We start from the raw sequence: 22,501 nt of genomic DNA on the forward strand, positions 1-22,501 counted from the left end.
CCAGACCGAACTCGCCCAGACCGAACTCATCGCGAATGCGGTGCGGGTGGCCTGCCGCGCTCCGTCGTTGCACAACAGCCAGCCGTGGCGTTGGGTTCTCGACGGCGTCACGCTGGAGCTGTTCCTGGACCAGAGCCGCGTCGTGCTCTCCGACCGGTCCGGCCGCGAGGCGCTGATCGGGTGCGGCGCCGCGCTCGATCACCTGAAGGTGGCGGCCGCCGCCGCCGGACAGTGCACCCACGTCGAGCGATTCCCCAGCCCTGACGACCACGACCATCTGGCGTCGGTGTGGTTCACCCCGATAGACCACGTGACGCAGCGCCAACGCCGGCGGGCCGACGCCCTGATGTCACGCCGCAGCGACCGGCTGCCCCTCGCTGCGCCGGCCGGCTGGGAGTCGGTGGAACCCGCGGTGCGCGACGCGATCGCCGACATGGCGGTCCGTCTGGACGTCGTGCCCGACGCCCTGCGCGCCCAGCTGGCCGACGCGGCGCAGATCGCCGAGTCTCTGCGGCTCTACGACTCGACATATCACGCTGAACTCGGCTGGTGGACAACACCATTCGCAATGTCAGAGGGAATTCCGCAGACGTCGCTGGTCTCGGCCGCCGAAGGCGATCGGGTGGACGTCGGGCGGGTCTTCCCCGTCACCGGTCACGGCGAACGGCGCCCCGAGGTTCCCGACGACCGTTCGACGATCCTGGTGCTGTCCACCGGCACCGACACCCGGGCCGACGCCCTGGCATGCGGCGAGGCGCTCTCGGCTGTCTTGCTCGAGTGCACGATGGCCGGGTTGGCCACCTGCCCGGTCTCGCACATCACCGAAGTCGCGGCCACCCGCGCAATGCTGGCGGCAGTATTGGCAGACAACGGCCTGGCAGACAACGGATTCGCAGACACCGGATTCGCAGACACCGGGTTGCCGCAGATCCTGGTGCGGGTCGGGACAACGCCCGCGCTCGAGGAGGTTCCGCCGCCCACCCCGCGACGACCGCTCGACGATGTGCTGGTGATGCGCCGACGATGAGCTGCGCTGCCCCGCAGGCGGGTTCGGTCACGGCCGGCGGCGCTCGGCCAGCGCCCGCAGCAACAACGTCAGGTTCGCCGGCCGCTCGGCCAACCGGCGCATGAAGTACCCGTACCACTGTGTGCCGAACGGCAGGTAGACCCGCACCCGTTTGCCGGCCCGCACCAGCCGCTGCTGCTCGGCGTCGCGGACGCCGTAGAGCATCTGGTACTCGAAATCGCCTGTTCCCCGACCCGAATCCGACGACATGGCGAGCGCGGCGTCGACGACGACGGGATCGTGAGACGCCACCATCGGATAGCCGCGGCCCGTCATCAGCACCCGAAGGCACCGCAGGTAGGAGTCGGTGACGACGGCACGGTCGCGGTAGGCGACGTCGGCCGGCTCGTCGTAGGCGCCCTTGACCAACCGAACACGTGCCCCGGCCGCGGCCAGTTGCGCACAGTCGCCGAGCGTGCGTCGCAGACATGCCTGCACGACCACGCCCAGCCACGCGAAGTCGGCGCGCAGGTCGGCGACGATCGCCAGCGTCGACTCTGTCGTGGTGTGATCCTCGGCGTCCACGCTGACCCAGACGCCGACCTGCTGAGCCCGCTCGCAGATGGTATGCGCATTCTCCCGCGCGATGTTGTCCCCGTCGCAGCCCAGCGCCTGCCCCAGCGCCGACAGCTTCAGTGACACCTCGAGCGGGCGCACACCGCTGTGCACAGCGTCCGGGCGCCGGCCGAGCGCATCCAGCAGGTGCAGGTAGGCCCGCGTGGTGGCGGTCGCGCCGTCGACGTCGGCGACACCCTCGCCCAGGTAGTCGACGCTGACGTGTCGGCCTGACTGACGCAGTGCCGCAACAGTTTCCAGCGCGTCGTCCTGCGTGTCCCCCGGAACGAACCGGTGCACCGTGCCGCGGGTGAGCGGCAGGCGTTCGGCCGTGCGCCGCAGCGCATCCGAGCGGCCGGCGGCCAGGATCACCGGGCGTACCGCCGTGGCGAACAGCCCGGCCGTCACGGCGCCGCCATGTGCGGGTAGGCGTGGTCGGTGGCGGGCACGAACGTCTCCTTGATGGTGCGCGCCGACGTCCAGCGCAGCAGGTTCAGCGCGGAGCCGGCTTTGTCGTTGGTGCCCGACGCCCGTGACCCGCCGAACGGCTGGCGCCCGACCACCGCGCCGGTCGGCTTGTCGTTGACGTAGAAGTTGCCGGCCGCGAACCGCAGCCGGTCCTGCGCCGTCCGCACGGCGTCGCGGTCGTCGGCGATCACCGCGCCGGTCAGCGCGTAGCGGGACCCGGTGTCGACGACGTCGAGTATCCGCTGGTAGGCGTCGTCGGGGTAGACGTGCACCGCCAACAGCGGTCCGAAGTACTCCCGGGTGAACGCCTCGTCGGTCGGGTCGTCGCCCAGCAACACGGTGGGACGCACGAAATATCCTTCGCTGTCGTCGTATTCGCCACCGATCGCGATCGTGATGCCGGGTGTGCCCTTGGCGCGTTCGATCGCGGCGACGTTGCGGGCGAAGGCGCGGGCGTCGATCAGCGCGCCGCCGAAGTTGGAGAAGTCGGTGACATCGCCGTAGCGCAGTTCGGCGGTGGCCGCCAGGAAGTCGTCACCCATCAGCTGCCACACCGAGCGGGCTACGAAGGCCCGCGACGCGGCGGAGCACTTCTGGCCCTGGTAGTCGAAGGCGCCGCGGATCAAGGCGGTCCGCAGCACGTCCGGTCGCGCCGACGCATGCGCCAGCACGAAGTCCTTGCCGCCGGTCTCCCCCACCAGGCGCGGATAGCATTGGTAATGACCGATGTTGGCGCCGACCCGCTGCCACAGATCGCAGAAGGTGGCCGTCGACCCGGTGAAGTGAATACCCGCCAGTCGTGAGTCGGCAAGCGCCACATCGGAAACCGCGTGGCCGTCGCCGGTCACCAGATTGACCACCCCGGGCGGCAACCCCGCCGCCTCGAGCAACTGCATGGTCAGGTATGCCGCCAAGGTCTGCGTGGTCGCCGGCTTCCACACCACGGTGTTGCCCATCAGCGCCGGCGCGGTGGGCAGGTTTCCGGCGATCGCGGAGAAGTTGAACGGCGTGATGGCGTAAACGAATCCGTCCAGCGGCCGGTAGTCGGTGCGGTTCCACTCGCCCGGCGCGCTGATCGGCTGCTGCGCCAGGATCTGGCGCGCGAACGCGACGTTGAACCGCCAGAAGTCGATCAGTTCGCACGCCGCGTCGATCTCGGCCTGATACGCGGTCTTGGACTGGCCGAGCATGGTCGCGGCGGCGATGGTTTCCCGCCACGGCCCGGCCAGCAGATCGGCGGCCCGCAGGAACACCGCCGCGCGGTCGTCGAACGACGTGGCCGCCCAGTGCGCCCGGGCGGCCATGGCCGCCTCGACGGCCGCGGCGGCGTCGGCGTGGTCGGCGTTGCCCAGCGTGCCCAGCCGCGCGGCGTGCCGGTGCGGCTGCACGACGTCGACGCGCTCACCGCCGCCGAGCCGATGCTCGCCGCCGATCACGTGCGGCAGGTCGACCGGATCGCCGGCCAGCGCGGTCAAGACCGTGCGCAGCCGGCTGCGTTCGGGGGAATCCGGTGCGTAGTCGTGTACCGGCTCGTTGGCCGGCAACGGCACCTCGGTGACGGCGTCCATGCTGTCAGAATCCGCCCCGAGGTGCCGAATCAGTTTAGCGGAATGAACAAATGTGGTCCCTGTCGCTAGTACAATCGCACAATATGCGGACGGCCGGCGCCGGGCTGGGCCAGCTGCTGCTGGCCCTGGACACCACGATGGTGAGCCTGGTGGCAGCGCCACGCGGCCTGGACCTGCCGGTGTCCTCGGCGGCGTTGATCGACTCCGACGACGTGCGGCTGGGGACGGCGACCGGCGTGCACGCCGCCGACGTGTTCTTCCTGCTGGGTGTCGGCGACGACGAGGCGCTGCGCTGGATCGACCGGGCGCCGAACGCTCCGGTGGCGATCTTCGCCAAGCGGCCGTCCGACGCCCTGGTGGCCCGGGCCGTCGCCGCCGGGACCGCGGTGGTCGCGGTGGAGCCGCAGGCCCGCTGGGAGCGGCTGTATCGGCTGGTCAACCACGTCTTCGAGCACCACGGTCACGCTGTGGACGACCCGCAGCACGACTCCGGCACCGACTTGTTCGGGCTGGCGCAGTCGCTCGCCGACCGCGTCCACGGCATGGTCAGCATCGAGGACGAGCAGTCCCACGTGCTGGCGTATTCGTCGTCCAACGACGAAGCCGACGAGCTGCGGCGGTTGTCCATCCTCGGCCGCGCCGGCCCGCCCGAGCATCTGGACTGGATCAGCCGGTGGGGGATCTTCGATGCGGTGCGGTCCGGCACCGACGTGGTGCGCGTCGCGGCGCGCCCGGAGCTGGGCCTGCGTCCTCGGCTGGCGGTCGGCATTCATCTGCCACCGGCGGACGCCCGCCGCGCGCCCGCGTTCGCCGGCACCATCTGGGTGCAGCAGGGCTCGCGGCCACTGGCCGACGACGCCGAGGAGGTGCTGCGCGGGGCCGCCGTGCTGGCCGCCCGCGTCATGTCGCGGCTGTCCGCCCGGCCGTCCACACCGACGCTGCGGGTGCAGCAACTGCTGGGCCTGGCCGAGCGCGGATCGGTCGACATCACCGCCGTTGCCCGCGAGCTGGGCATCACGGCCGACGGCGAACCCGCCCTGATCGGTTTCGACGCCACCGGCAGCACCACCCGATTGGGTGAGGTGATAGCGTTGAGCGCCAGTGCTTTTCGTGCTGACGCTCAGGTCGGCTCCGCTGGCTCGCGGGTGTATGCGCTGTTCGGGGATGTGGCGAGCAGACGGTCGCTGACGTCGTGGGTCCGCGGAGCGACCGGTGCGCTGCGCAGCGAACTGGGATGGCAGGTGCGGGCCGTCGTCGCGGCGCCGCTCACCGGCCTGGCCGCCGTGGCTGCGGCGCGCGTCGAGGTCGACCGAGTGCTCGACAGCGCTGAGCGCCATCCGGATTCGATCGGTCAGGTGACGTCGCTGGACGAAGCGCTGACCACCGTGCTGCTCGACGAGATCGTCACCCTGGTCGGCGCCGACGACCGCCTCGTCGACCCACGAGTGCGCACGCTGCGTGCCCGCAACCCGATGCTCGCCGAGACGCTGCAGGCCTACCTGGACAGCTTCGGCGATGTCGCCGCCGCCGCCGCGTTCCTGCACGTGCATCCCAACACCGTGCGCTACCGGGTGCGTCGCGCCGAGCGGGAGTTGTCGGTGTCACTGGCCGATCCCGATGTGCGGCTGCTGCTGTCGCTGGGCTTGCGGGCCACCACGCGGCCTGCGTGATCGCCGGCGTAGACCTGTGCCAAGAACTGTTCGACCGCCACCACCGCGTGCCTGGCGCGGGGCGAGCCGAAGCTGTCGAAGGCGTGCTGCGCGAACGGCAGTTCGGCGTACACGACGGGCCGGCGGCTTACCTCGCGCAGCCGCGCGGTGAAGGCGCGGGCCTGGTCGACCGGCACCACCGAGTCGTTGCGTCCGTGCAGGACGAAAAACGGCGGCGCGTCGGCTGATACATGGCTGATCGGCGACGCGGCGCGGAATGCCTCCCCGGCTTCGGCGCGGGAGCGTTTGAACACGTGCTTGCCCAATATCGGCGGCATCTGCGGGTTGACCGAGGCGCTGGTCGCGGTGAAGTCGTAGACGCCGTAGAACGGCACCGCCGCCCGCACGCTGGTGTCGACGTCCTCGAAACCCGGTTGCCACGCAGGGTCGTTCGCGGTGAGCGCGGCCAGCGCGCACAGGTGACCACCGGCGGATCCGCCGGTGATCGCGATCCAGTCCGGGTCGCCGCCGTACTCGGCGATGTGTTCCTTGGTCCACGCCAGCGCACGCTTGACGTCGACGATGTGGTCCGGCCACGTCGACCGGGGACTGAGCCGATAGTTGATCGCGACGCACACCCAGCCCAGTTCGGCCAGGTGGCTCAGCAACGGATATGCCTGTCCGCGTTTGCTTCCCGTCATCCAGGCGCCGCCGGGAACCTGCAGCAGCACGGGTGCCCGGCCGGCGCGGTCGAGATTGGGCCGCCGCCAGATGTCGAGGTGGTTGCGCGCGCCGTACTCGCCGTAGCTGACGTCGGCGTCGTGGACGTAGTCCCGGTGGGCCCGCAACGTCGTCAGCACACCGGGTTCTTTCGCCGCTCCCCCGCCCGCCGGCCGCTTCCACAGGTCGGCGGACCCGGTGCGCCGGCCGGCGCCCAGCCCCTCGTCCAGCGCCCCCGCCAACGGCACGCCGGCGATCCGCCCGATCCGGTGCAAACCGAGCAGCCCCAGCCCCGACACCGCCGACAGCAGACCACACACCCAGCGCACCCGCCGCGACAGACGGCGGCTCACCGCGGCCAGCACCGCCAGCTGACACCCGAGGACCTGCAGTGGCAGCTCCGAGGCGAACACCCCGAAGGCGAAGGCGTACATCGACCGATACCCGCGTTTGCTCAGCGGGCGATACCCGTTGGCGGTGAACACGAGCCCGGCCAGGGAACTCAGGACAGCGGTGAATCGCCTCACGTCATGCCTTTCGCGCGTATCGTCATCGGCTATTCCGAATCGCCCGGTTCGTCAAGGAGATGGTAGGCCGGGTCGACGATGGAGATCGGCCCGTTGCCTTTCTGACGGGCCTTCCCGGTGATCCGCACCCGTTGACCGGGCGCGATGTCGGCGCCGCCGTAGCCGGGCCGGAAGCCGACCCGTACCTCTCCGCTGCTGTCGCCGAGGACGATCCAGCGAAATGTCCGCCGGCGCTTGGTGAGGTCCTCGACCTGGCTGACCCGTCCCTCGACGGTGGCACGGCGCCCCGGCACCACACCGCCGATCGCGATCACCGTCGGCGACCGGTCCGGGTGCTGGTAGGAGTCGGCGGTCTCGTTGTCGCCCTGGGTAATCCAGGCTTGCACCTTGTCCAGTTCGCGGGCGATCGACTGCTCCAACCTGTCCGAAAACGCGTCGCTGATCCGTGCCTGCACGTCGTAGGGCACGATCGTGGCGGCGGCGTCGGGTATCCGGCTGATAGCCCGGGCGATCTTGATGGCGGTGCGGTCGTGGAGCAGCCGGCTGAACAGCCACGCATAGGTCCGACGGGGCAGCAGCACCGTCACGTTGGTGTCGGGGTGCTCGTCTCGCGTCGTCGCCACCAGTAGCTGGGCGGCCCGGGTGATCTGTCGATCAGGGCAGTCCACGATGCGCAACCGGGTGTCCAGTTCGAAGTGGTCCCAGCGCTGGCGCAGCCGTGCGGCCTGCGCGGAGTCGACCATGAAGTGCACCGCGATCAATTCGTCGGCGCGCAGGCCTTTTCCGTATCGCAACGCCTCGATCACCGCGAGGTCCAGTGAGCTCACGAAGATGAGCGCCCGATGCCGCGCGTACTTGACCAAATCGGGTCGGTCGGTGCGGAAGGCCTCCAGAATCGCGGCCTCGGCCCGGTATTCGCGGTTCAGGCGCATCAGGGCGAAAACCAACAGCGGGAACACCACGACCACCAGCCACGCACCCTCGGTGAACTTGGCCACCGCCAAAATTCCCACCACCACGGTGGACAGCATCCCGGCGGACAAGTTGATCGCCAATTTGTGCCGCCAGCCCGGTTCACGATGTGTCAGATGGTGTTTGGTCATGCCGTAGCCGGCCATCGAGAATCCGGTGAACACCCCGATGGCGTAGAACGGCACCAGCGCGTTCACCGATCCGCCGGTCACCACCAACAGCGCCACCGACAACGCCGTGAGCGCGATGATCCCGTTGGAGAAGACCAGCCGGTGCCCGCGCTTGGTCAGTTGCCGCGGCAGGAAACGATCTTCGGCGACGAAACTGGCCAGCGCCGGGAAACCGTTGAAACTCGTGTTCGCCCCGGTGAACAAGATGGCCGCGGTCGAGGCCTGGACGAGGAAGAACAGCGCATCGCCGATCAGCCCGTGGCCGAACACGGCCCGCGCGATCTGCGACAGCACCGAGGGAAATTCGTCCACGTACGGGGTGGCGTGGGTGGCGTAGGCGAGGTATCCGACACCGGCCAGCAGAAACCCGAGGATGCCGGCCATCGCGGTGAGCACCTGACGCGCGTTGGCGCCCTGCGGTTTGCGGAAGACGTTGACCGTGTTGGAGATCGCCTCCACCCCGGTCAGCGACGACCCGCCGTTGGCGAACGCCCGCAACAGCACCAGGATCGTCGCGCCCATCACCAGCCCATTGCCCTGATGGACCGCAACCGCCCCGCGCAGGTGTTCGGAATCGTATGTCGGTAAGTCCCAGAGGACTTTTCGGATGACACCGGTCACGATGGTCAGCATGATCATGATCACGAAGGAGTAGGTCGCCACCGCGAACGGCAACCCCGCTTCGCGCAGCCCGCGCAGGTTCAGATACGAGATGGCCAGCACCACGGCGACGGTGATCTGCAGGCTGTGCGGGCCCAGCGCCGGAAACGCCGACACCACCGCGACCGTGCCCGCCGCCGACTGCACCGCCACAGTGACCACGTAGTCGATCAGTAGCGCCGCCGCGGCGATCTGCGCCACCCGCGGCCCGAAGTTGTCCCGCGCCACGACGTAGGAGCCGCCGGCCCTGGTGTAGGCCATCACGACCTGCCGGTACGACGCGGCCACCAGCACCAGGATCAGCAGGATGACGCCCGTGATGGGGAGCAGCAACACGAACGCCGCCAGCCCGGCCTGCGGCAGCAGTTCGATGAGGACCTGTTCGGGGCCGTACGCGGTCGACGAGATCGCGTCGGGTGAAAGCGCTCCGAGCGCAACAGGATTCGACAGCCTCTCACCGGACAGTTCCTCGGTGATCAACGGCTTGCCAAGGAAGATGCGTTTGCACACCTCGGACAGCGGCAACGGGATGGGCTGCCGGCCGGCCGTCGACGTCATCAGTCGGTGACCAGCGCGCCGGCGGCGAGTTCGTCGAACCGCTCGATGGCCTCGTCGCCGTCGGCGTCGACGCCGCGCAGCGGCCCGGGGTCGCCCAGATACCGGTGCGCATACAGCCGGGCGACCAGCGCCACCCGCTCGGTGCCGGACGTGGCCCGCTCCCACGCGGCCCGCTCGGTGAGCAGCGCGCCGGCGTAGACGTCTCCCATGTACTGGGCCAGGGTGAACAGCCGTGCCTCGGCCACTTTCCTATTTCGGCCGTCGAGTTTCGTCCAGGCGGTGATCGCCGCGTCGAGGTCGGCGACGCGGCGGGCCACCAGCCGCGTCGTGTCGTCGTCGTCGGACACCGACACCGCGTCGTGCAGACGCGCCAGCAACGCCCGGTGCGCCTGGGCCCGATCGATTCCCCGTCGCACGTCCAGGCACAAAATGTTGTCGGGTCCCTCCCAGATGGTGTTCACCTGGGCGTCGCGCAAAAGCCTTGCCACCGGCCAGTTCTCGATGTAGCCGTTGCCGCCGTGGATCTCGATCGCGTCGGAGGCCATCGTGATGCCCAGCCGGCAGACCTTGAGTTTGGTGACCGGCACGGCGATGCGCTGACGCACCGGCCGGGGCTGGCGGTGGTTGGCGAAGCCGGTGCCGTCGAACACCAGCGCCTGCGCGGCTTCGACGTCGACGATCATCTCGGCCAGCTTGCGCCGCATCAACGGCTTGTCGATCAGCGCGTCGCCGAACGCTGCACGCGCCCGCGCGTAGCACAGTGACTCGACCAGGGCGCGGCGCGCGTTGCCGAGCGCGAACAGCGCGATGCCCAGCCGGGCGGCGTTGGTCAGCTCCATCATCCGGCCCAGGCCCTTGCCGTCGGCCGGGCCCGCCGGGGCGGACTGCTCGCTGGGCTCGCTGGAGAGCAGGAACGCCTCCGCATCGACGAACTCCACCTCCCCGGAGGCCACCGAGCGGGTGCCGAGCTTGTCCTTCAGCCGACGGATCCGCACCCCGTTGCGGGTCCCGTCGCGGCGGGTCCGCAGCACCAGGAAGGTGGCCACGCCCCGAGTCGAGTCCGGCGCGCCCTCAGGTTTGGCCAAAACCACGAACACCTGCCCGTCGCAGTTGGACGCGAACCACTTGACGCCATCAAGCAGCCAGGCTCCTTCGTTTTCGCCGCCGGCGCGTCGAGCCGTCGTCTCCAGCGCGCCCAGATCCGAGCCGCCGGCGCGTTCGGTCAGCAGCTGCGCGGTCTCCCCCTCCCATTCGCCGCTGTCGAACTTGGCCAGCACATGCTCGCGCACGTCGGCGGGCGCATACGCGGCGACCAGCGACTTGACCATGCCGCCGCCGGTGCCCAGCGCGCAGCCCATCCCGATGTCGGCCTGGTCGAGCAGGTAGTTGGCCGCGAACAGCGGCAGCGACGGGTTGACGCCGGCCCGCCGGGCGTCGTCTTTGAGCGTCCTGTGCGCGTCGAGGACGGCCCGTTTGGAGTCGGTGAACGACCTCGGCTGGATCACCTCGCTGACGTCGTGGCCCCACCGGTCGTAGCGCTGCAGCCGCGGCGGGTTGCGGTCGGTCTCCTCGGCCCACCGGGCCACCGGGCCGCTCATCAGCGCGCCGATCCGCCTCAGGTGCGGCTCGGCGACCGCCAACTCGTCGGGCCGCAGGTAGTAGGCCATGGTGAACTGCAGGCTCGGATCGGTGACATACCAGTTGAGCCCGACGGCGCCGGTGTAGTTCTCGGTGCGGTAGCGCTCGGCCTTCTCCGGCGTCGCGAACGGCAGCCGGTCCGGCGCCTGCAGATCGTGTCGGCTCATGCTGTGACGCTAACCTGCTCCGGCGAGTGCGGTCACGCGAGCCGCTCGACGGCCGCGGCGATCCGCTCGTCGGTGGCGGTCAACGCCACCCGGACGTGCCGGGCGCCGCCCGGGCCGTAGAAGTCGCCGGGCGCGACCAGGATGCCGCGCCGCGCCAGCCGGCCGACGGTGTCGCGGCACGGCTCGCCGCGGGTCACCCACAGGTACAGCCCCGCCTCGGAATGGTCGACGGCAAAACCCGCCGTCCGCAGGGCGGACAACAGCAACTCGCGCCGGCGCGCATAGCGTTCCCGCTGCTGCTGCCGGTGGGCGTCGTCGTCGAGGGCCGCCACCATGGCCGCCTGCACCGGGGTGGGCACCATCATCCCGGCGTGCTTACGCACCGCCAGCAGCTCACCGACCACCGCGGGATCTCCGGCGACGAACCCGGCCCGGTAGCCGGCCAGCGAGGAGCTCTTGGACAGCGAGTGCAGCGCCAGCAGCCCGGTGTGGTCGCCGTCGCACACCGACGGGTGCAGCACCGACAGCGGCTCGGCGTCCCACCCCAGCCCCAGGTAGCACTCGTCGGAGGCCACCAGCGCACCACGATCCCGCGCCCAGCCGACCACCTTGCGCAGGTGCTCGACGCCGAGCACGCGCCCGGTCGGGTTGCTCGGCGAGTTCAGGTACACCAGCGCGGCCCGATCCGCAGGCGCGTCCGCGCGCACCACCTGAGCGCCGGTCAGCCGGGCGCCGACGTCGTAGGTGGGGTAGGCCAATTCGGGCACCACCACCGTGCCGTCGCGCGACAACCCCAGCAGCGTGGGCAGCCAGGCGATCAGCTCCTTGGTGCCGATGACGGGCAGCACCGCCGCGTCGGTCAGCCCGGTGACGCCGTGACGGCGGCCCAGCGCCGCCACGATTGACTCGCGCAGCCGGCGCGTGCCCGCGGTGGCCGGGTAGCCCGGCGCAGCGCCGGCCGCGGACAGCGCGTCCCGGATCAGCGGCGCGACGGGGTCGACGGGGGTGCCGACCGACAGGTCCACGATCCCGTCCGGATGCGCCGCGGCTTGCGCCCGCGCGTCGGCCAGGGTGTCCCATGGGAAGACCGGCAACGACGCCGACACCCGGCGGCGGTTCACCGGCCCGGTCAGCCGCCCTCGCCCTGCGGCGGGAGGTCCTTGACCACCTGCGGGTCGTTCTCGGTCATGCCGACCTTCGCCGCCCCACCCGGGGATCCGAGCTCAGCGAAGAAGTCCGCGTTGAGCTGCGTGTAGTCGGCCCACTCCTCGGGCACGTCGTCTTCGTAGTAGATCGCCTCGACCGGGCAGACCGGCTCGCAGGCTCCGCAGTCGACGCACTCGTCGGGGTGGATGTAGAGCATTCGGGCACCTTCGTAGATGCAGTCGACCGGGCATTCCTCGACGCATGCCTTGTCTTTGAGGTCGACACAGGGTTCGGCGATCGTGTACGTCACAGAGATGTCCTCCATGTCCTGTCGGGGTGACTCAACAAGTCAGTGCGCATGACAAGTCGGTGCGCATGACAAGTGAGTGCGCATGCCGGTCGCTGCCCGGCGATACGGCCTGTATCGGTTACTGATACTAGACGTCGCACATACTACTCAAGAATCGCCCCGCCCGTCCTGCCGACACCGCCCGTCCTGGCGTTCGGCTCGTGATGCCGGTGCACCACCACCCTCATCGGCCGAACAGGCCCACCGTGCCGACCTGTGCTCTGGTCACGTCGGCGATCGCTTGGGTGGCGTCACCCGCCGGTGTGCTCCACGCCAGCGTCAGCGGTGTGCTCAGCGCGGACAGCTGGAAGCGGTAGTGGTGCACCCCGGTGCCGGCCGGTGGGCACGGGCCGAAATACGCTGCCTTGCCGCCGGAGTTCAGGCTGACGCGTGCTCCCTGCGGCAGCGGGCCGTCGCCGATCTCGTTGGCCGACGGGGGGATGCCGGTGACCACCCAGTGCACGTAGCGCCCAGCGGGCGCGTCGGGGTCGTCGACCACCAAAGCCAGGGACGCGGTGCCGGCCGGCGGATTCCGCCAGCGCAGTGGCGGTGGGACGTTGCGGCCCTCGCAGGAGTACTCGACCGGTATCTGCGTGTTGTCGGCGAAGGCGGGACTGTTCACGGCGAACCCGGGCGCGACCGGAGACGACGAGGCCGGAGCCGACGAGGCCGCGCCGCCCGGGGCGCCGCCGCATCCGGGGAGCAGCGGGATCAGCAGCGCAACAGCGACGATCGCGCGTCTCATGGCGTGTGTATACCGCTCGTCGGGCGCGGCGTAAAGGCCTCGGCGCGCCGCCGTGGCGTCGCGAGCGTGCGTGGATTGCCGCCCTCACCGGCGTATAGGTGGTGATGCGCTGCCGGGCAGGCCGGCCGATGCCCTCGGTGAAGGAGTGGGAGGCCGAATGGCATACGGCCGACCCGTGGGAGGCCTGCGGCGTGGCCCCGCACGTCATCGGCAGAGGCGCGCTGGCCGTCGAGTTGGAGGCCAAACGCGCGATCCGGCAGGGCACCGAGCCGGCGGCGCGGTTGTAGCAGCGCCGAACGTGAAACTGTTGCGAGATTTCACCGGTTTTTTCGCAACCAGTTCACGTTCGCCGCCTGACCGGCCGGCGATATCAGCTGGACGAGTCCGACGGCAGCAAATCGGCGGTGAACACGGACGCGGCGGCATCCCGGTGGGAGGGATCGAGGAAGGCGTCCCATCCTGCGGTGGCCGCGCCCGTATCGGCGGCCGATGCTGCCCGAATCATCGGGTCGAGCAGATCGACAAGTTAGCTCACCTCATCGGCCTGCGCCGACGGCGCGGTGGCCAACGGGGTCAGCCCGAAGGCCGAGAACGCCCCCGCCGCCGTGCCGGTTCCCAGCATCCGGCGAGAATGCCGGCGTGTCTTGCCCGTGAGTGGTTGACGGGTGCTTTTCGTGCTACCCGGACGAGCCATCCGCGCTACTCCTTCGGCGATGAAATGGTGTGGGAAATGGTGTGCAACCGTGTCCCCGACACGAATCGCCTTCAGCGGACAACCCGCGCGCTGCGATCAATCGGCGCGGCTGGATGGCGTCAAAGGCAGAGCTACGCCGCCAGCGGCGTGTAGGTGGTGGTGCGCTGCCGGGCCGGCCGGCCGATGCCCTCGGCGATCGCCATCAGCTCGGCGACCGTCTTCGCCGAGCCGTGTTCGGAGCCGGCCATCCGGGAGATGGTCTCTTCCATCAACGTGCCGCCCAGGTCGTTGGCGCCGCCGTCGAGCATCACCTGCGTGCGTGCCACGCCCAGTTTGACCCAGCTGGTTTGGATGTGAGAAATCCTGCCGTGCAACATGATCCGCGCTAGCGCGTGCACCGCGCGGTTGTCCCGGTGGCTGGGGCCGGGCCGCGACGCGCCGGCCAGATACAGCGGCGAGTTCTGGTGCACGAACGGCAGCGGCACGAACTCGGTGAAACCCCCGGTGCGGTCCTGGATGTCGCGCAGCACGTTGAGGTGTGCGACCCAGTGCCGCGGGGTGTCGACGTGCCCGTACATCATGGTCGACGACGACCGCAACCCCACCTCGTGCGCGGTCGTCACGATCTCGATCCACAGCGCCGTCGGCAACTTGCCTTTGGTGAGCACCCAGCGCACCTCGTCGTCGAGAATCTCGGCGGCGGTGCCCGGGATGGTGTCCAGCCCGGCGTCTCGCAACCCCATCAACCATTCGCGAATACTCAACCCGCTCTTGGTCACACCGTTGGCGACCTCCATCGGGGAGAACGCGTGCACGTGCATCGAGGGCACCCGCGTCTTGACGGCCCGCACCAGGTCGGCGTAGCCGCTGACCGGCATCTCGGGGTCGATGCCACCTTGCATGCACACCTCGGTGGCGCCGGCGACGTGCGCCTCCCACGCGCGGTCGGCGACTTCGGCGGTCGACAGCGAGTAGGCGTCGGCGTCGCCCTTGCGCTGCGCGAACGCGCAGAACCGGCAGCCGGTGTAGCAGATGTTGGTGAAGTTGATGTTGCGGTTCACCACGAACGTCACGTCGTCGCCGACCGCCGCGCGGCGCAGCGAATCAGCCAGTGCGGCAACGGCATTCAGCGCGGTACCGTCGGCGGTGGCCAAGGCCAGGTATTCGCCGTCGGAGCAGCCGGCGGGATCACGTTCGGCCGAGCGCAGCGCCGCCAGCACGTCGGTGTCGATCCGCTCGGGCGCCCGGACGCTCAGCTCGCGAACCCGGGCACGGACCGAATCCCAGTCGCCGAACGCGCTGTCGAGGTCGCTGCGCGCGGTGGTGGCGCGGCCGGCGGTGTCGATCGCGGCGTGGAGGTCCACCCGGCCCGCGGACTCCACGTCGTCGGGCTCCTGCCAGGGCATCCCCACCGGTCGGACGTCACGGGCCAGGCCGGTGGCCGGGTCGGCCAGTGCCAGCACATGCCCGCGCACCCGCGGGTCGATCCACGCCGCGCCGGCTCGGACATAGGGCGGCTGTGCCGTCAGTCGCTCGACCAGGTCGTACCCGGCCGCGGCGGTGACGGCGGCCAGGTCGTCCACCGCGGGCCAGGGCCGTTCGGGGTTGACGTGGTCCGGTGTCAGCGGCGACACCCCGCCCCAGTCGTCGACACCGGCGGCGATCAGCGCCAGGCACTCGTCGGGTGACACCAGGTTGGGCGGCGCCTGCACCCGCATCCCGGGCCCCAGCACCAGCCGGGTGACGGCCACCGTGGCCAGGAAATCCTCGATGTCGGCGTCCGGCGCCGCCTGCATCGCGGTGTGCTCCTTGGCCCGGAAGTTCTGCACGATCACTTCCTGAATATGCCCGAACTCCTTGTGCAACTTGCGAATAGCGAAGACAGTCTCGGCTCGCTCGGGAAGTGTCTCGCCGATACCGACCAGCAGACCGGTGGTGAACGGGATCGACAGCCGGCCCGCGTCGGTCAGCGTGCGCAGCCGGACGGCCGGGTCTTTGTCGGGGCTGCCGTAGTGCGCGAGGCCCTTGGTGTCGAACAGCCGCCGCGACGTCGTCTCCAGCATCATGCCCATCGACGGCGCCACCGGTTTGAGCCCCGACAGCTCCGACCAGCTCATCACACCCGGGTTCAGGTGAGGCAGCAGACCGGTTTCTTCCAACACCCGGATCGCCATCGCCCGCACGTAGGACAGGGTGGAGTCGTAGCCGCGTTCCGCGAGCCAGCGTCGCGCCTCGGGCCAGCGCTGCTCGGGACGGTCGCCGAGGGTGAACAGTGCTTCTTTACAAGCCAATTCGGCGCCACGACCGGCGATGTCGAGGATCTGGTCGGGCTCCAGGTACGGGCCGGCGCCGCGGGCCCGCAGCGTGCCCGGCACCGCGACGAACGTGCAGTAGTGGCAGGTGTCGCGGCACAGATGGGTGACCGGGATGAACACCTTGCGCGAATAGCTCACCGGCAACCGGCCGCTGGGGCCGCGCCGCGCCGCCGACTCCAGGCCCGCGTCGCGCATCCGCGCCGCGCTGCGGCACAGATCCGCAAGACCGGCACCGCGGGCGGTCATCGCGACGGCTGCCTCGTCGACGTTGAGCGCCACCCCGTCGCGGGCCCGGCGCAGGACACGGCGCAACGCCGATGCGTCGGGTGTCGGCGGCACCACGGGATCGGGCAGCAGCGCGTCACCCGGAGTCAGCGGCACGGTGGTGTAACTTCCGTTCGGTCGGATGTCATCCGCGCGTCCCAACTTTTCGCACCTCGACGCGTGCCATGTGCGCAACAGTAGCCGCAGGTGCACGACGCTGGATCGCTGGACCGGCGAGTCTGGCCGCAAGTGCCCGCACGGGCGCGGCCGACGGGATAGGTTCACCATCGACGCGGATACCCGAGGAGTTTCCATGGACGTTTACGCCCGGGCGCTGCGCACCTCGGCGATCGCGGTCGTCGCCGCGACGACCGTCACGCTGACGGCGACACCGCCGGTCACCGGCACCGCCGCCGCGGTCCACCTGACCGCGGCCGGGCAGCCTCTCGACCCCGACGAGCCGGCCTCGGCGCTGGTCACGCTGCAGCAGGTGGCGCCCGCCGTTGCCGACTCCTCGATGCTCGCCCCGCTGACCGGGGTGCTCACCTCGATCGGCGACAACATCGAAGGCCTTTTCAACGCCGTCGAACCGTGGGTGGCCTACGGCTACAACTACCTGTCCTACGTCGTCGGCTTCGTGCCCTTCGTCGGCCTGCTGGCGCCGCAGATCATCTTCTTCTATGACCTCGACGAGTCCGTCGTCGCGAGCCTGCTGTTCAACACGATCGGCGTCCTGGAGCAGACGGTGAGCTCCGGCACAGCGCAAGCCAACATCAACGCGGACGCGATGGCCGCGTACGCCGCGTTCGTCGACGCCGAGAACTGCTGGTTCCAGAGTATTCAGCCGCCGCCGCTTCCGACCGAGATGGGTGCGAGCGGGTTGGCGGACGTGCCGGTCGGGATGGCCGACCTGGCCGCGGTGTCGGATGCCGGCCCGATCGCCGACGTCGTGCCGGAGCTGGGCTCGATGCTGCTAGGTCTGGTTCCCTGAGCTGCGGGTTTGTCGCTGCCACAGCACCCACACCGGCGGCACCGCTCCCATCGCGATCAGCAGCAGCGCGCCGTAGGCCATCACACCCCGGCCGCCGATGATGATGTCGTCACCCGGGCCGCCGAGGGTCATCGCGGCGACCGTCAGCAACCACGTCCACAGCGGCAGGGCGGCCAGCCGCGCCGACGTGGTCCACGGTTTGGCGGCCCAAACCAGCAACGCGTTGACGAACCCGCCGATCACCGCGCTGACCGGGAACGGCGTGGCACCGATGTAGGTCGGCAGCAGCAAGGCTGTGACGACGGCGCACAGCACGCCGTCGACGGCCAGCAACGTCAGAACGACCGCCCGGGCAGCGGGATCGGTCACGCCGCGGCCCGTGCCGGTCATCGGGGCAGGCTCGAACATCAGTGGAGACTCCTCCCGCATGACCGAACCCTACCGGCGATCGCGGGCATGGGGCATCGTGGCCGGTGCCGCTCCGCGGCCGCGCACCGTAGCCGCAAGTCCGGCGGCGCATCCGCCTCGCGTCAGATGCTCGCGAGCAGGCCGACGAAGTCGGACAAGACCAGGTAGCTCTGGCCCAGGACGCCTTCGAGCCCGCCGATGGAGCCGTCGTTGAAGACCTGAGCGGCGGAACCGGCGAGGAGGCTGGCGGTGATCTCCGCTGCGGCGGGGGGATGGGCGCCGAGGATGCTGTTGACGAGGTGCTCGTCGGCGTCGAGGACCATGTTGACCACGTTGTAGCTGCGGTTGAGCACGCCGTTCAGCGCGCTGTCGGTGCCGAAGATCACCTCCTCGAGCGCAACCTCGTCGTGGACCAGCCCGGTGTTGATGGACAGTTCGGTGTCGACCAGCGTCCCGTTCACGGAGAGCTCGACGGTTTGGAGCTGCTCCAACAGACTCAGCGGCGGCACGCCGGTGATGATGCCGAAGCCGGCCAGGGCCTGGTCCACAACACCCTCGAGGCCGCCGATGTCGCCGCTGTTGAAGATGTTCGGCAGCAGCGAACCCACCGGGTTGACGCCGACAAGGAGGCTTCGGGTGATGTTCACGGTGCCGTCGGCGTTCGCGCCGAGGACACCGTTGGCGGAGTTCTCGGCGGTGTCCGGGAACATGTTGACGACGTTGTAGCTGCGGTTCAGCGCGCCGTTCAGCGCGCTGTCGGTGCCGAAGATCGCCTTCTCGAGGCCGACCTCGGTGTCGACCAGGCCGGTGTTGAAGCTGAGCTCGACGCCGAGGAGGGCGCTGTTGAGGGACTGGATGGCCGCCTCGAGCGCGTCGCCGACGCCGCCGGCGGTCAGCGAGATCGCCGGTGCGCGGAGCTCGGGCAGAGCCGGTGTCACCGCCGGTGCGGCGGCGACGATGCTGACGGCGGCCACGGCGGCCAGGCGGGGCTGGTCGAGCAGGTGCATGGCAAACCTCCGCGGCTTACTTTGTTTCCCTCATTGTGCTGCTCCCGACGCGCCGCGACCGGCGAATCGACCGCGGGGCAGGGCCGCTACTGCGCGGTCTTCACCCACTGCCCGGCGTCACCGACGATGCCGACGGGCACGGCGCCGGACAGGCTGACGTTCTGCACGCTCGGACCGGCGGCGACGATGGTGGTGTCCTGCAGGATCGGCAACACCGTCGCCATGTTCCACAGCCGCGGCTCGACGGCGTTGATCACGTCGTTGATGTTCTTGGTGCCGCTCAGCGCGGCATCGATGTTCGACTGGATGCTGCGATCGCAGATACCGGTGATGTTCGACGGCGCCTGCACCAGGGCACCCGGCTCGGCGGCGCGGCTGGCCGGGGTCGACGTCGGCGTCGTCGCGGGTGGGGGCGGCGCCGACGGCGACGTCGCGGAGGTGTCCGCGGCGGCCCCCGGTGCCGGCGAGGTCGACACCGCCGTCGCTTCCAGGGCGGGGCAGCCGTAGCGGGAGGCGAGCAGCGTCGCCAGGCTGCCCCCGGCCGGACGCCAGCCCACGACGGCGTCCACCTGGTTGTTGACCAGGGCGTCGCGGTACAGCACCACCGGGTCCATCGCCAGCACCGTCGCGGCGAAACCGGCATTGCGCAGCTGATCGGCCGCGGTGTTGGCCACGGCGACCGCCGTCGGTTCGTTGGCCGCCACCCCGATGACGAGCGACAGTTGCGTGCCGTCCTTGCTGATCCAGCCGCGGGCGACCCCCGGCGGTGCGGTGCTGACCGGCGTTGTCGCCGAGCCCGGTGGCGGCGCCGACGGCGAACTGTCGCTGTCGATCTGATACCCGGCGCCCTCCAGCAGCCGCAGCGCCGCGGTCCTGGTCATCGCCGGCGGCGCGGTCGGCACGTAGCCCGGGTCGCTGGGCGAGCGGATCTGCGCCTGGTCCAATTGGACGGTGTTGTCGCTGCCGGCGCCGACGGCGGCCAGCAGGTCCACGTCGAGCAGTCCCAGGACGGCCTTGCGGACCTGCGAGTCGGCCAGCGTGGGCACGTTGGCGCGCAGCGTGAGCTCCATGATGCGGGGTGTCATGATCCGGGCGGTCCGCACCTCGGGGATCGCCGACAACTGCGCGAACGCCGCCGAGCCGCCATGCACCTGTGCGACCTGGGTGTCGCCGTTGCGGATCGAGTCGGCCAGCGCCGCCGGCGCCCCCGCCCGCCGGAACAGGATCAGGTCCGGCTTGGCCGGCGGACCCCAGTAGCGGTCGTTGCGGGCGAGCAGGATCTCGTCGCGCTGCGGGTCGATGGTCTCCACCCGGAACTGGCCTCCGGTGACCGGCAACGCGCGCACTAGCCCGGCCGGGAATCCGCCCGGCACGTCCTTGACGATGTGCGCCGGCAGGATATTGCTGAACAACTCCCGCCAGGCCGGATAGGGCCGGGAGAACGTGACGACGGCCTGCTTGCCGCCGTCGATCGACTGCACGCCGGTGATCAAGTCGTAGCCGGCCGGGTCGACGACGCCGGGCTGGCTGACCATCTGCCGCCACTGGTACCAGAAGTCGTCGGCGGCGATCGGCGCGTTGTCGGTCCACTGCGCTTCCGGCCGGATCTTGTAGGTCACCGTGAACGGGTTGTCGTTGGTCACCTCGGCCGACGTCAGTAGCGTCGGATCCATCTCCCAGCGCGACCCGGTCGGGGTGTCCGGGTCGGGAACCGGCCGGAACCCGCTGGGCAGCACCAGCGCGCTGACCGCGGCGTTGACCGGCGACAGATCCGACAGCAGGTGCGGGTTGAACCCGGCGCCGATGGAGTCGATGCCCACGATGATTTGGGTGATCCGGGGCGGCGGCGCCGGCGTGCTGCGCGACGTCTCGGTGCTCTGCGGCGCCGGCGGCGGGCTGACCGTGCAACCCGCGAGCAGCAACGCCGACGACGACACCAGCGCGCCGAGCCGTCCGCGGGGACGACAGGCTGGTTTCGGCACGTCCAACAGGGTATCGGGGGCCGGTTGCGGTGAGCCCGCTTGTCCTCGATTCGGCGGTTCGTGGCGAACCGAACAGGGATCTTACAAAGCTTTTTCCAGTTTTTTCGACGGTCAACCTTGAATAGTTAACCTGGCCATTTGCATACCGTACTCACCGGTAAGTTCCTGGCTTCCATGGGTTTAACCACGTGAGGCCCGAGTTCCGGTCCCGGGACGTCTCGCGGGCATGACAATGGTGTCGGGTCGCCTCTCGACGCCCCCGCTAACTCGGCAGAGCCCATTTCGGTCGGATACCGGCGGTGTTTCGCGGGCATTTTTCGTGAGTCTTATCGCGTCCTTGACATGGATTCACGCAATCGCGTACCTTGCCGGCTATGTTTACGGCTACTCACCGGATGTTCGAAAGGGTCACTGTGTGTATCGTCGCCCGCTCGCTATGGTCTCTCCAGATTCAGAACCAGGTAGATGCCCTGTCGCAGCCGTCTCGGGGAGGTCGACAGTGATCCCCCGCAGGCTCCGTTGGCTTCTTCTTGGGATGTCGGCGAGTGCCGGTGCTGGTCTGTTGGCACTGACGTCGGTGATGAACTCGGCGTTCGCACGCGGAGACGATACGGATATCGGGTTGGTGATGGGCGGCACCGGGCAGCCCATTCCTGGCACCGACTACGTGGATGAAGTCAGCACTACGTACATTGCGCCCACGACACCGTTTCCCGGGCAGCCTGTGTTCCCAGACACCACCTACCCCGGGGCGCTAGCGAACGGCCTGTTCACGCCCGAGCAGCTGTATCCGTTGACCGGCGTCAACAGCTTGCCCCTCGACACGTCGGTATCTGAGGGCGTCACGATTTTGAACAACTCAATCCAAGCCAACCTCGCGGCCCACGAGGGTTCCACCGTGTTCGGTTCCTCGCAGAGCGCGGACATCTCCTCGCTGGAAATGGAGGCGCTCGATCCGTCCGGCACGCCGAGCAAATTGCCGGTGAACTTCGTGTTCATCGGTGGCGAAATGAATCCCAACGGCGGCTTGCTGGCGCGGTTCCCCGGCCTGGACGCCACCAGTTTGGGGATCAACTTCTACGGCGCGGCCCCGGCCGATTCTTTCACCACCGTCAGTTACACGGCGGAATACGACGGCTTCGCGGACTTCCCGCGGTACCCGATCGATCTCTTGTCTGACGTGAACGCTTTTCTCGGAGCCGAGGACGTTACGTATCCAGACACGCCCGCACAGCTCGCGACGGCTATCGAATTGCCGACATCGGGAGCCACCGAAACCACCTACTACATGATCCCCACCGACGGCCTGCCGTTGGCAGAAACGCTACGTGGGATCCCCATCATCGGGAACCCGATCGCCGACCTGCTGCAGCCGGACCTGACGTATCTGGTGAACTTGGGCTACGGTGACCCGCTCTATGGCTATTCGACCAGCCCCGCCAACATACCAACCCCTCTCGGGCTGTTCCCGAGCCTCACTGATTTCGAACAGCTTCCCGGGCTTCTGGTCAGTGGAACCGAGCAGGGCGTCCATAATTTTATCGGCGATTTCACCGGTAGCGGACCACACCCGGTGACGCTGTCGCTCGGCTCGCTCAGCTCGCTGCTGGATCCCTCGTCGGGGACGGTGAGCGCGTTGGCCGACCCGTTGGCGGCATTGTCGGCCCTCGCCGGTGATCCCGTCTCGTTGGTCAGCGGCTTCGGCCACGCGCTTAACACGCTCTCCAGTGCGGTTTCGACTGCCTATGGCACCCTTCTTCCAACGGCGGACATCGCTAATGCCCTGTTTACCAGCCTCGCAGCGTATGACGCCGGCCTCTTCGTGGACAACTTGCAGGCCGGTAACCTTCTTGACGCTGTCGGTTTGCCGATCGCGGCCGAC

The 22,501-nt window shown here is 69.4% G+C and carries 17 protein-coding genes; 5 read left to right on the forward strand and 12 right to left on the reverse strand.

What is annotated here, in order from left to right:
* Nucleotides 1-1,027 (forward strand): hypothetical protein (locus ABDW21_RS08705; RefSeq protein ID WP_343710317.1); only part of this gene is annotated, 1,027 nt, incomplete at its 5' end.
* A 27-nt stretch (nt 1,028-1,054) separates the two neighbouring features.
* Here ABDW21_RS08705 and ABDW21_RS08710 read toward each other — a convergent pair.
* Nucleotides 1,055-2,029, reverse strand: coding sequence for a proline dehydrogenase family protein (locus ABDW21_RS08710; RefSeq protein ID WP_343599143.1), 975 nt, complete (start codon nt 2,027-2,029; stop codon nt 1,055-1,057).
* Nucleotides 2,026-3,657, reverse strand: coding sequence for an L-glutamate gamma-semialdehyde dehydrogenase (pruA, locus tag ABDW21_RS08715; RefSeq protein WP_343599142.1), 1,632 nt, complete (start codon nt 3,655-3,657; stop codon nt 2,026-2,028). The genes ABDW21_RS08710 and pruA overlap by 4 nt, the downstream gene beginning before the upstream one ends.
* 83 nt (nt 3,658-3,740) lie before the next feature.
* Here pruA and ABDW21_RS08720 point away from each other — a divergent pair, with 83 nt between their 5' ends.
* A complete protein-coding gene (locus ABDW21_RS08720) occupies nt 3,741-5,327 on the forward strand; it encodes a helix-turn-helix domain-containing protein (RefSeq protein WP_343599140.1) in 1,587 nt (528 codons plus the stop codon).
* Here the strand turns inward: ABDW21_RS08720 and ABDW21_RS08725 are convergent.
* The 6 genes from ABDW21_RS08725 to ABDW21_RS08750 form a co-directional block, all read right to left on the reverse strand.
* Nucleotides 5,222-6,553, reverse strand: coding sequence for an alpha/beta hydrolase (locus tag ABDW21_RS08725; RefSeq protein WP_343599139.1), 1,332 nt, complete (start codon nt 6,551-6,553; stop codon nt 5,222-5,224). The genes ABDW21_RS08720 and ABDW21_RS08725 overlap by 106 nt on opposite strands.
* A gap of 29 nt (nt 6,554-6,582) precedes the next feature.
* Entirely contained in the window at nt 6,583-8,913 is a 2,331-nt protein-coding gene (locus ABDW21_RS08730; protein ID WP_343710318.1) for an amino acid permease, read from the reverse strand.
* Nucleotides 8,913-10,718, reverse strand: coding sequence for an acyl-CoA dehydrogenase family protein (locus ABDW21_RS08735; protein WP_343710319.1), 1,806 nt, complete (start codon nt 10,716-10,718; stop codon nt 8,913-8,915). The genes ABDW21_RS08730 and ABDW21_RS08735 overlap by 1 nt, the downstream gene beginning before the upstream one ends.
* Nucleotides 10,719-10,750: 32 nt before the next feature.
* The gene (dapC, locus tag ABDW21_RS08740) at nt 10,751-11,824 is read right to left on the reverse strand and encodes a succinyldiaminopimelate transaminase (RefSeq protein WP_343599185.1); all 1,074 of its coding nucleotides are present in this window, start codon (nt 11,822-11,824) and stop codon (nt 10,751-10,753) included.
* A 23-nt stretch (nt 11,825-11,847) separates the two neighbouring features.
* Nucleotides 11,848-12,174 carry a ferredoxin gene (gene fdxA / locus ABDW21_RS08745; protein WP_343599133.1) on the reverse strand — a complete coding sequence of 109 codons (327 nt, stop codon included), beginning with the start codon at nt 12,172-12,174 and terminating at the stop codon, nt 11,848-11,850.
* Between the two features lie 223 nt (nt 12,175-12,397).
* Nucleotides 12,398-12,958 (reverse strand): YbhB/YbcL family Raf kinase inhibitor-like protein, encoded by a 561-nt coding sequence (locus tag ABDW21_RS08750; RefSeq protein WP_343599131.1) that lies wholly within the window; start codon nt 12,956-12,958, stop codon nt 12,398-12,400.
* A gap of 128 nt (nt 12,959-13,086) precedes the next feature.
* Here ABDW21_RS08750 and ABDW21_RS08755 point away from each other — a divergent pair, with 128 nt between their 5' ends.
* Nucleotides 13,087-13,245 (forward strand): hypothetical protein, encoded by a 159-nt coding sequence (locus tag ABDW21_RS08755; protein ID WP_343599129.1) that lies wholly within the window; start codon nt 13,087-13,089, stop codon nt 13,243-13,245.
* 538 nt (nt 13,246-13,783) lie between these two features.
* Here the strand turns inward: ABDW21_RS08755 and ABDW21_RS08760 are convergent.
* A complete protein-coding gene (locus ABDW21_RS08760; RefSeq protein WP_343710320.1) occupies nt 13,784-16,348 on the reverse strand; it encodes a bifunctional FO biosynthesis protein CofGH in 2,565 nt (854 codons plus the stop codon).
* Between the two features lie 196 nt (nt 16,349-16,544).
* Between ABDW21_RS08760 and ABDW21_RS08765 the strand changes: the two genes are divergently transcribed.
* Nucleotides 16,545-17,222, forward strand: a complete 678-nt coding sequence (locus tag ABDW21_RS08765) for a hypothetical protein (RefSeq protein ID WP_343599125.1) — start codon at nt 16,545-16,547, stop codon at nt 17,220-17,222.
* Here the strand turns inward: ABDW21_RS08765 and ABDW21_RS08770 are convergent.
* From ABDW21_RS08770 to ABDW21_RS08780, 3 genes are all read right to left on the reverse strand, one after another.
* Entirely contained in the window at nt 17,205-17,612 is a 408-nt protein-coding gene (locus tag ABDW21_RS08770; RefSeq protein ID WP_343710321.1) for a hypothetical protein, read from the reverse strand. The two genes, ABDW21_RS08765 and ABDW21_RS08770, sit on opposite strands and share 18 nt — an antisense overlap.
* A 140-nt stretch (nt 17,613-17,752) precedes the next feature.
* Nucleotides 17,753-18,637, reverse strand: coding sequence for a PE family protein (locus ABDW21_RS08775; RefSeq protein ID WP_343710322.1), 885 nt, complete (start codon nt 18,635-18,637; stop codon nt 17,753-17,755).
* Nucleotides 18,638-18,723: 86 nt separating this feature from the next.
* Nucleotides 18,724-20,625, reverse strand: a complete 1,902-nt coding sequence (locus ABDW21_RS08780; protein WP_343599119.1) for an ABC transporter family substrate-binding protein — start codon at nt 20,623-20,625, stop codon at nt 18,724-18,726.
* Nucleotides 20,626-21,181: 556 nt separating this feature from the next.
* On the opposite strand from ABDW21_RS08780, the gene ABDW21_RS08785 reads away from it, so the two are divergent.
* Nucleotides 21,182-22,501 (forward strand): PE-PPE domain-containing protein (locus ABDW21_RS08785; protein WP_343710323.1); only part of this gene is annotated, 1,320 nt, incomplete at its 3' end.

It is taken from the genome of Mycobacterium sp. (genome assembly GCF_039583805.1).
GTDB lineage: Bacteria > Actinomycetota > Actinomycetes > Mycobacteriales > Mycobacteriaceae > Mycobacterium.

Excerpts from the sequence above, each read along its gene's own strand:
- pruA (WP_343599142.1), bottom strand. The coding sequence starts at position 3,657 with ATGGACGCCGTCACCGAGGTGCCGTTGCCGGCCAACGAGCCGGTACAC.
- ABDW21_RS08720 (WP_343599140.1), top strand. The coding sequence starts at position 3,741 with ATGCGGACGGCCGGCGCCGGGCTGGGCCAGCTGCTGCTGGCCCTGGAC.
- ABDW21_RS08730 (WP_343710318.1), bottom strand. The coding sequence starts at position 8,913 with ATGACGTCGACGGCCGGCCGGCAGCCCATCCCGTTGCCGCTGTCCGAG.
- ABDW21_RS08735 (WP_343710319.1), bottom strand. The coding sequence starts at position 10,718 with ATGAGCCGACACGATCTGCAGGCGCCGGACCGGCTGCCGTTCGCGACG.
- ABDW21_RS08750 (WP_343599131.1), bottom strand. The coding sequence starts at position 12,958 with ATGAGACGCGCGATCGTCGCTGTTGCGCTGCTGATCCCGCTGCTCCCC.
- ABDW21_RS08755 (WP_343599129.1), top strand. The coding sequence starts at position 13,087 with ATGCCCTCGGTGAAGGAGTGGGAGGCCGAATGGCATACGGCCGACCCG.
- ABDW21_RS08765 (WP_343599125.1), top strand. The coding sequence starts at position 16,545 with ATGGACGTTTACGCCCGGGCGCTGCGCACCTCGGCGATCGCGGTCGTC.
- ABDW21_RS08770 (WP_343710321.1), bottom strand. The coding sequence starts at position 17,612 with ATGACCGGCACGGGCCGCGGCGTGACCGATCCCGCTGCCCGGGCGGTC.
- ABDW21_RS08775 (WP_343710322.1), bottom strand. The coding sequence starts at position 18,637 with ATGCACCTGCTCGACCAGCCCCGCCTGGCCGCCGTGGCCGCCGTCAGC.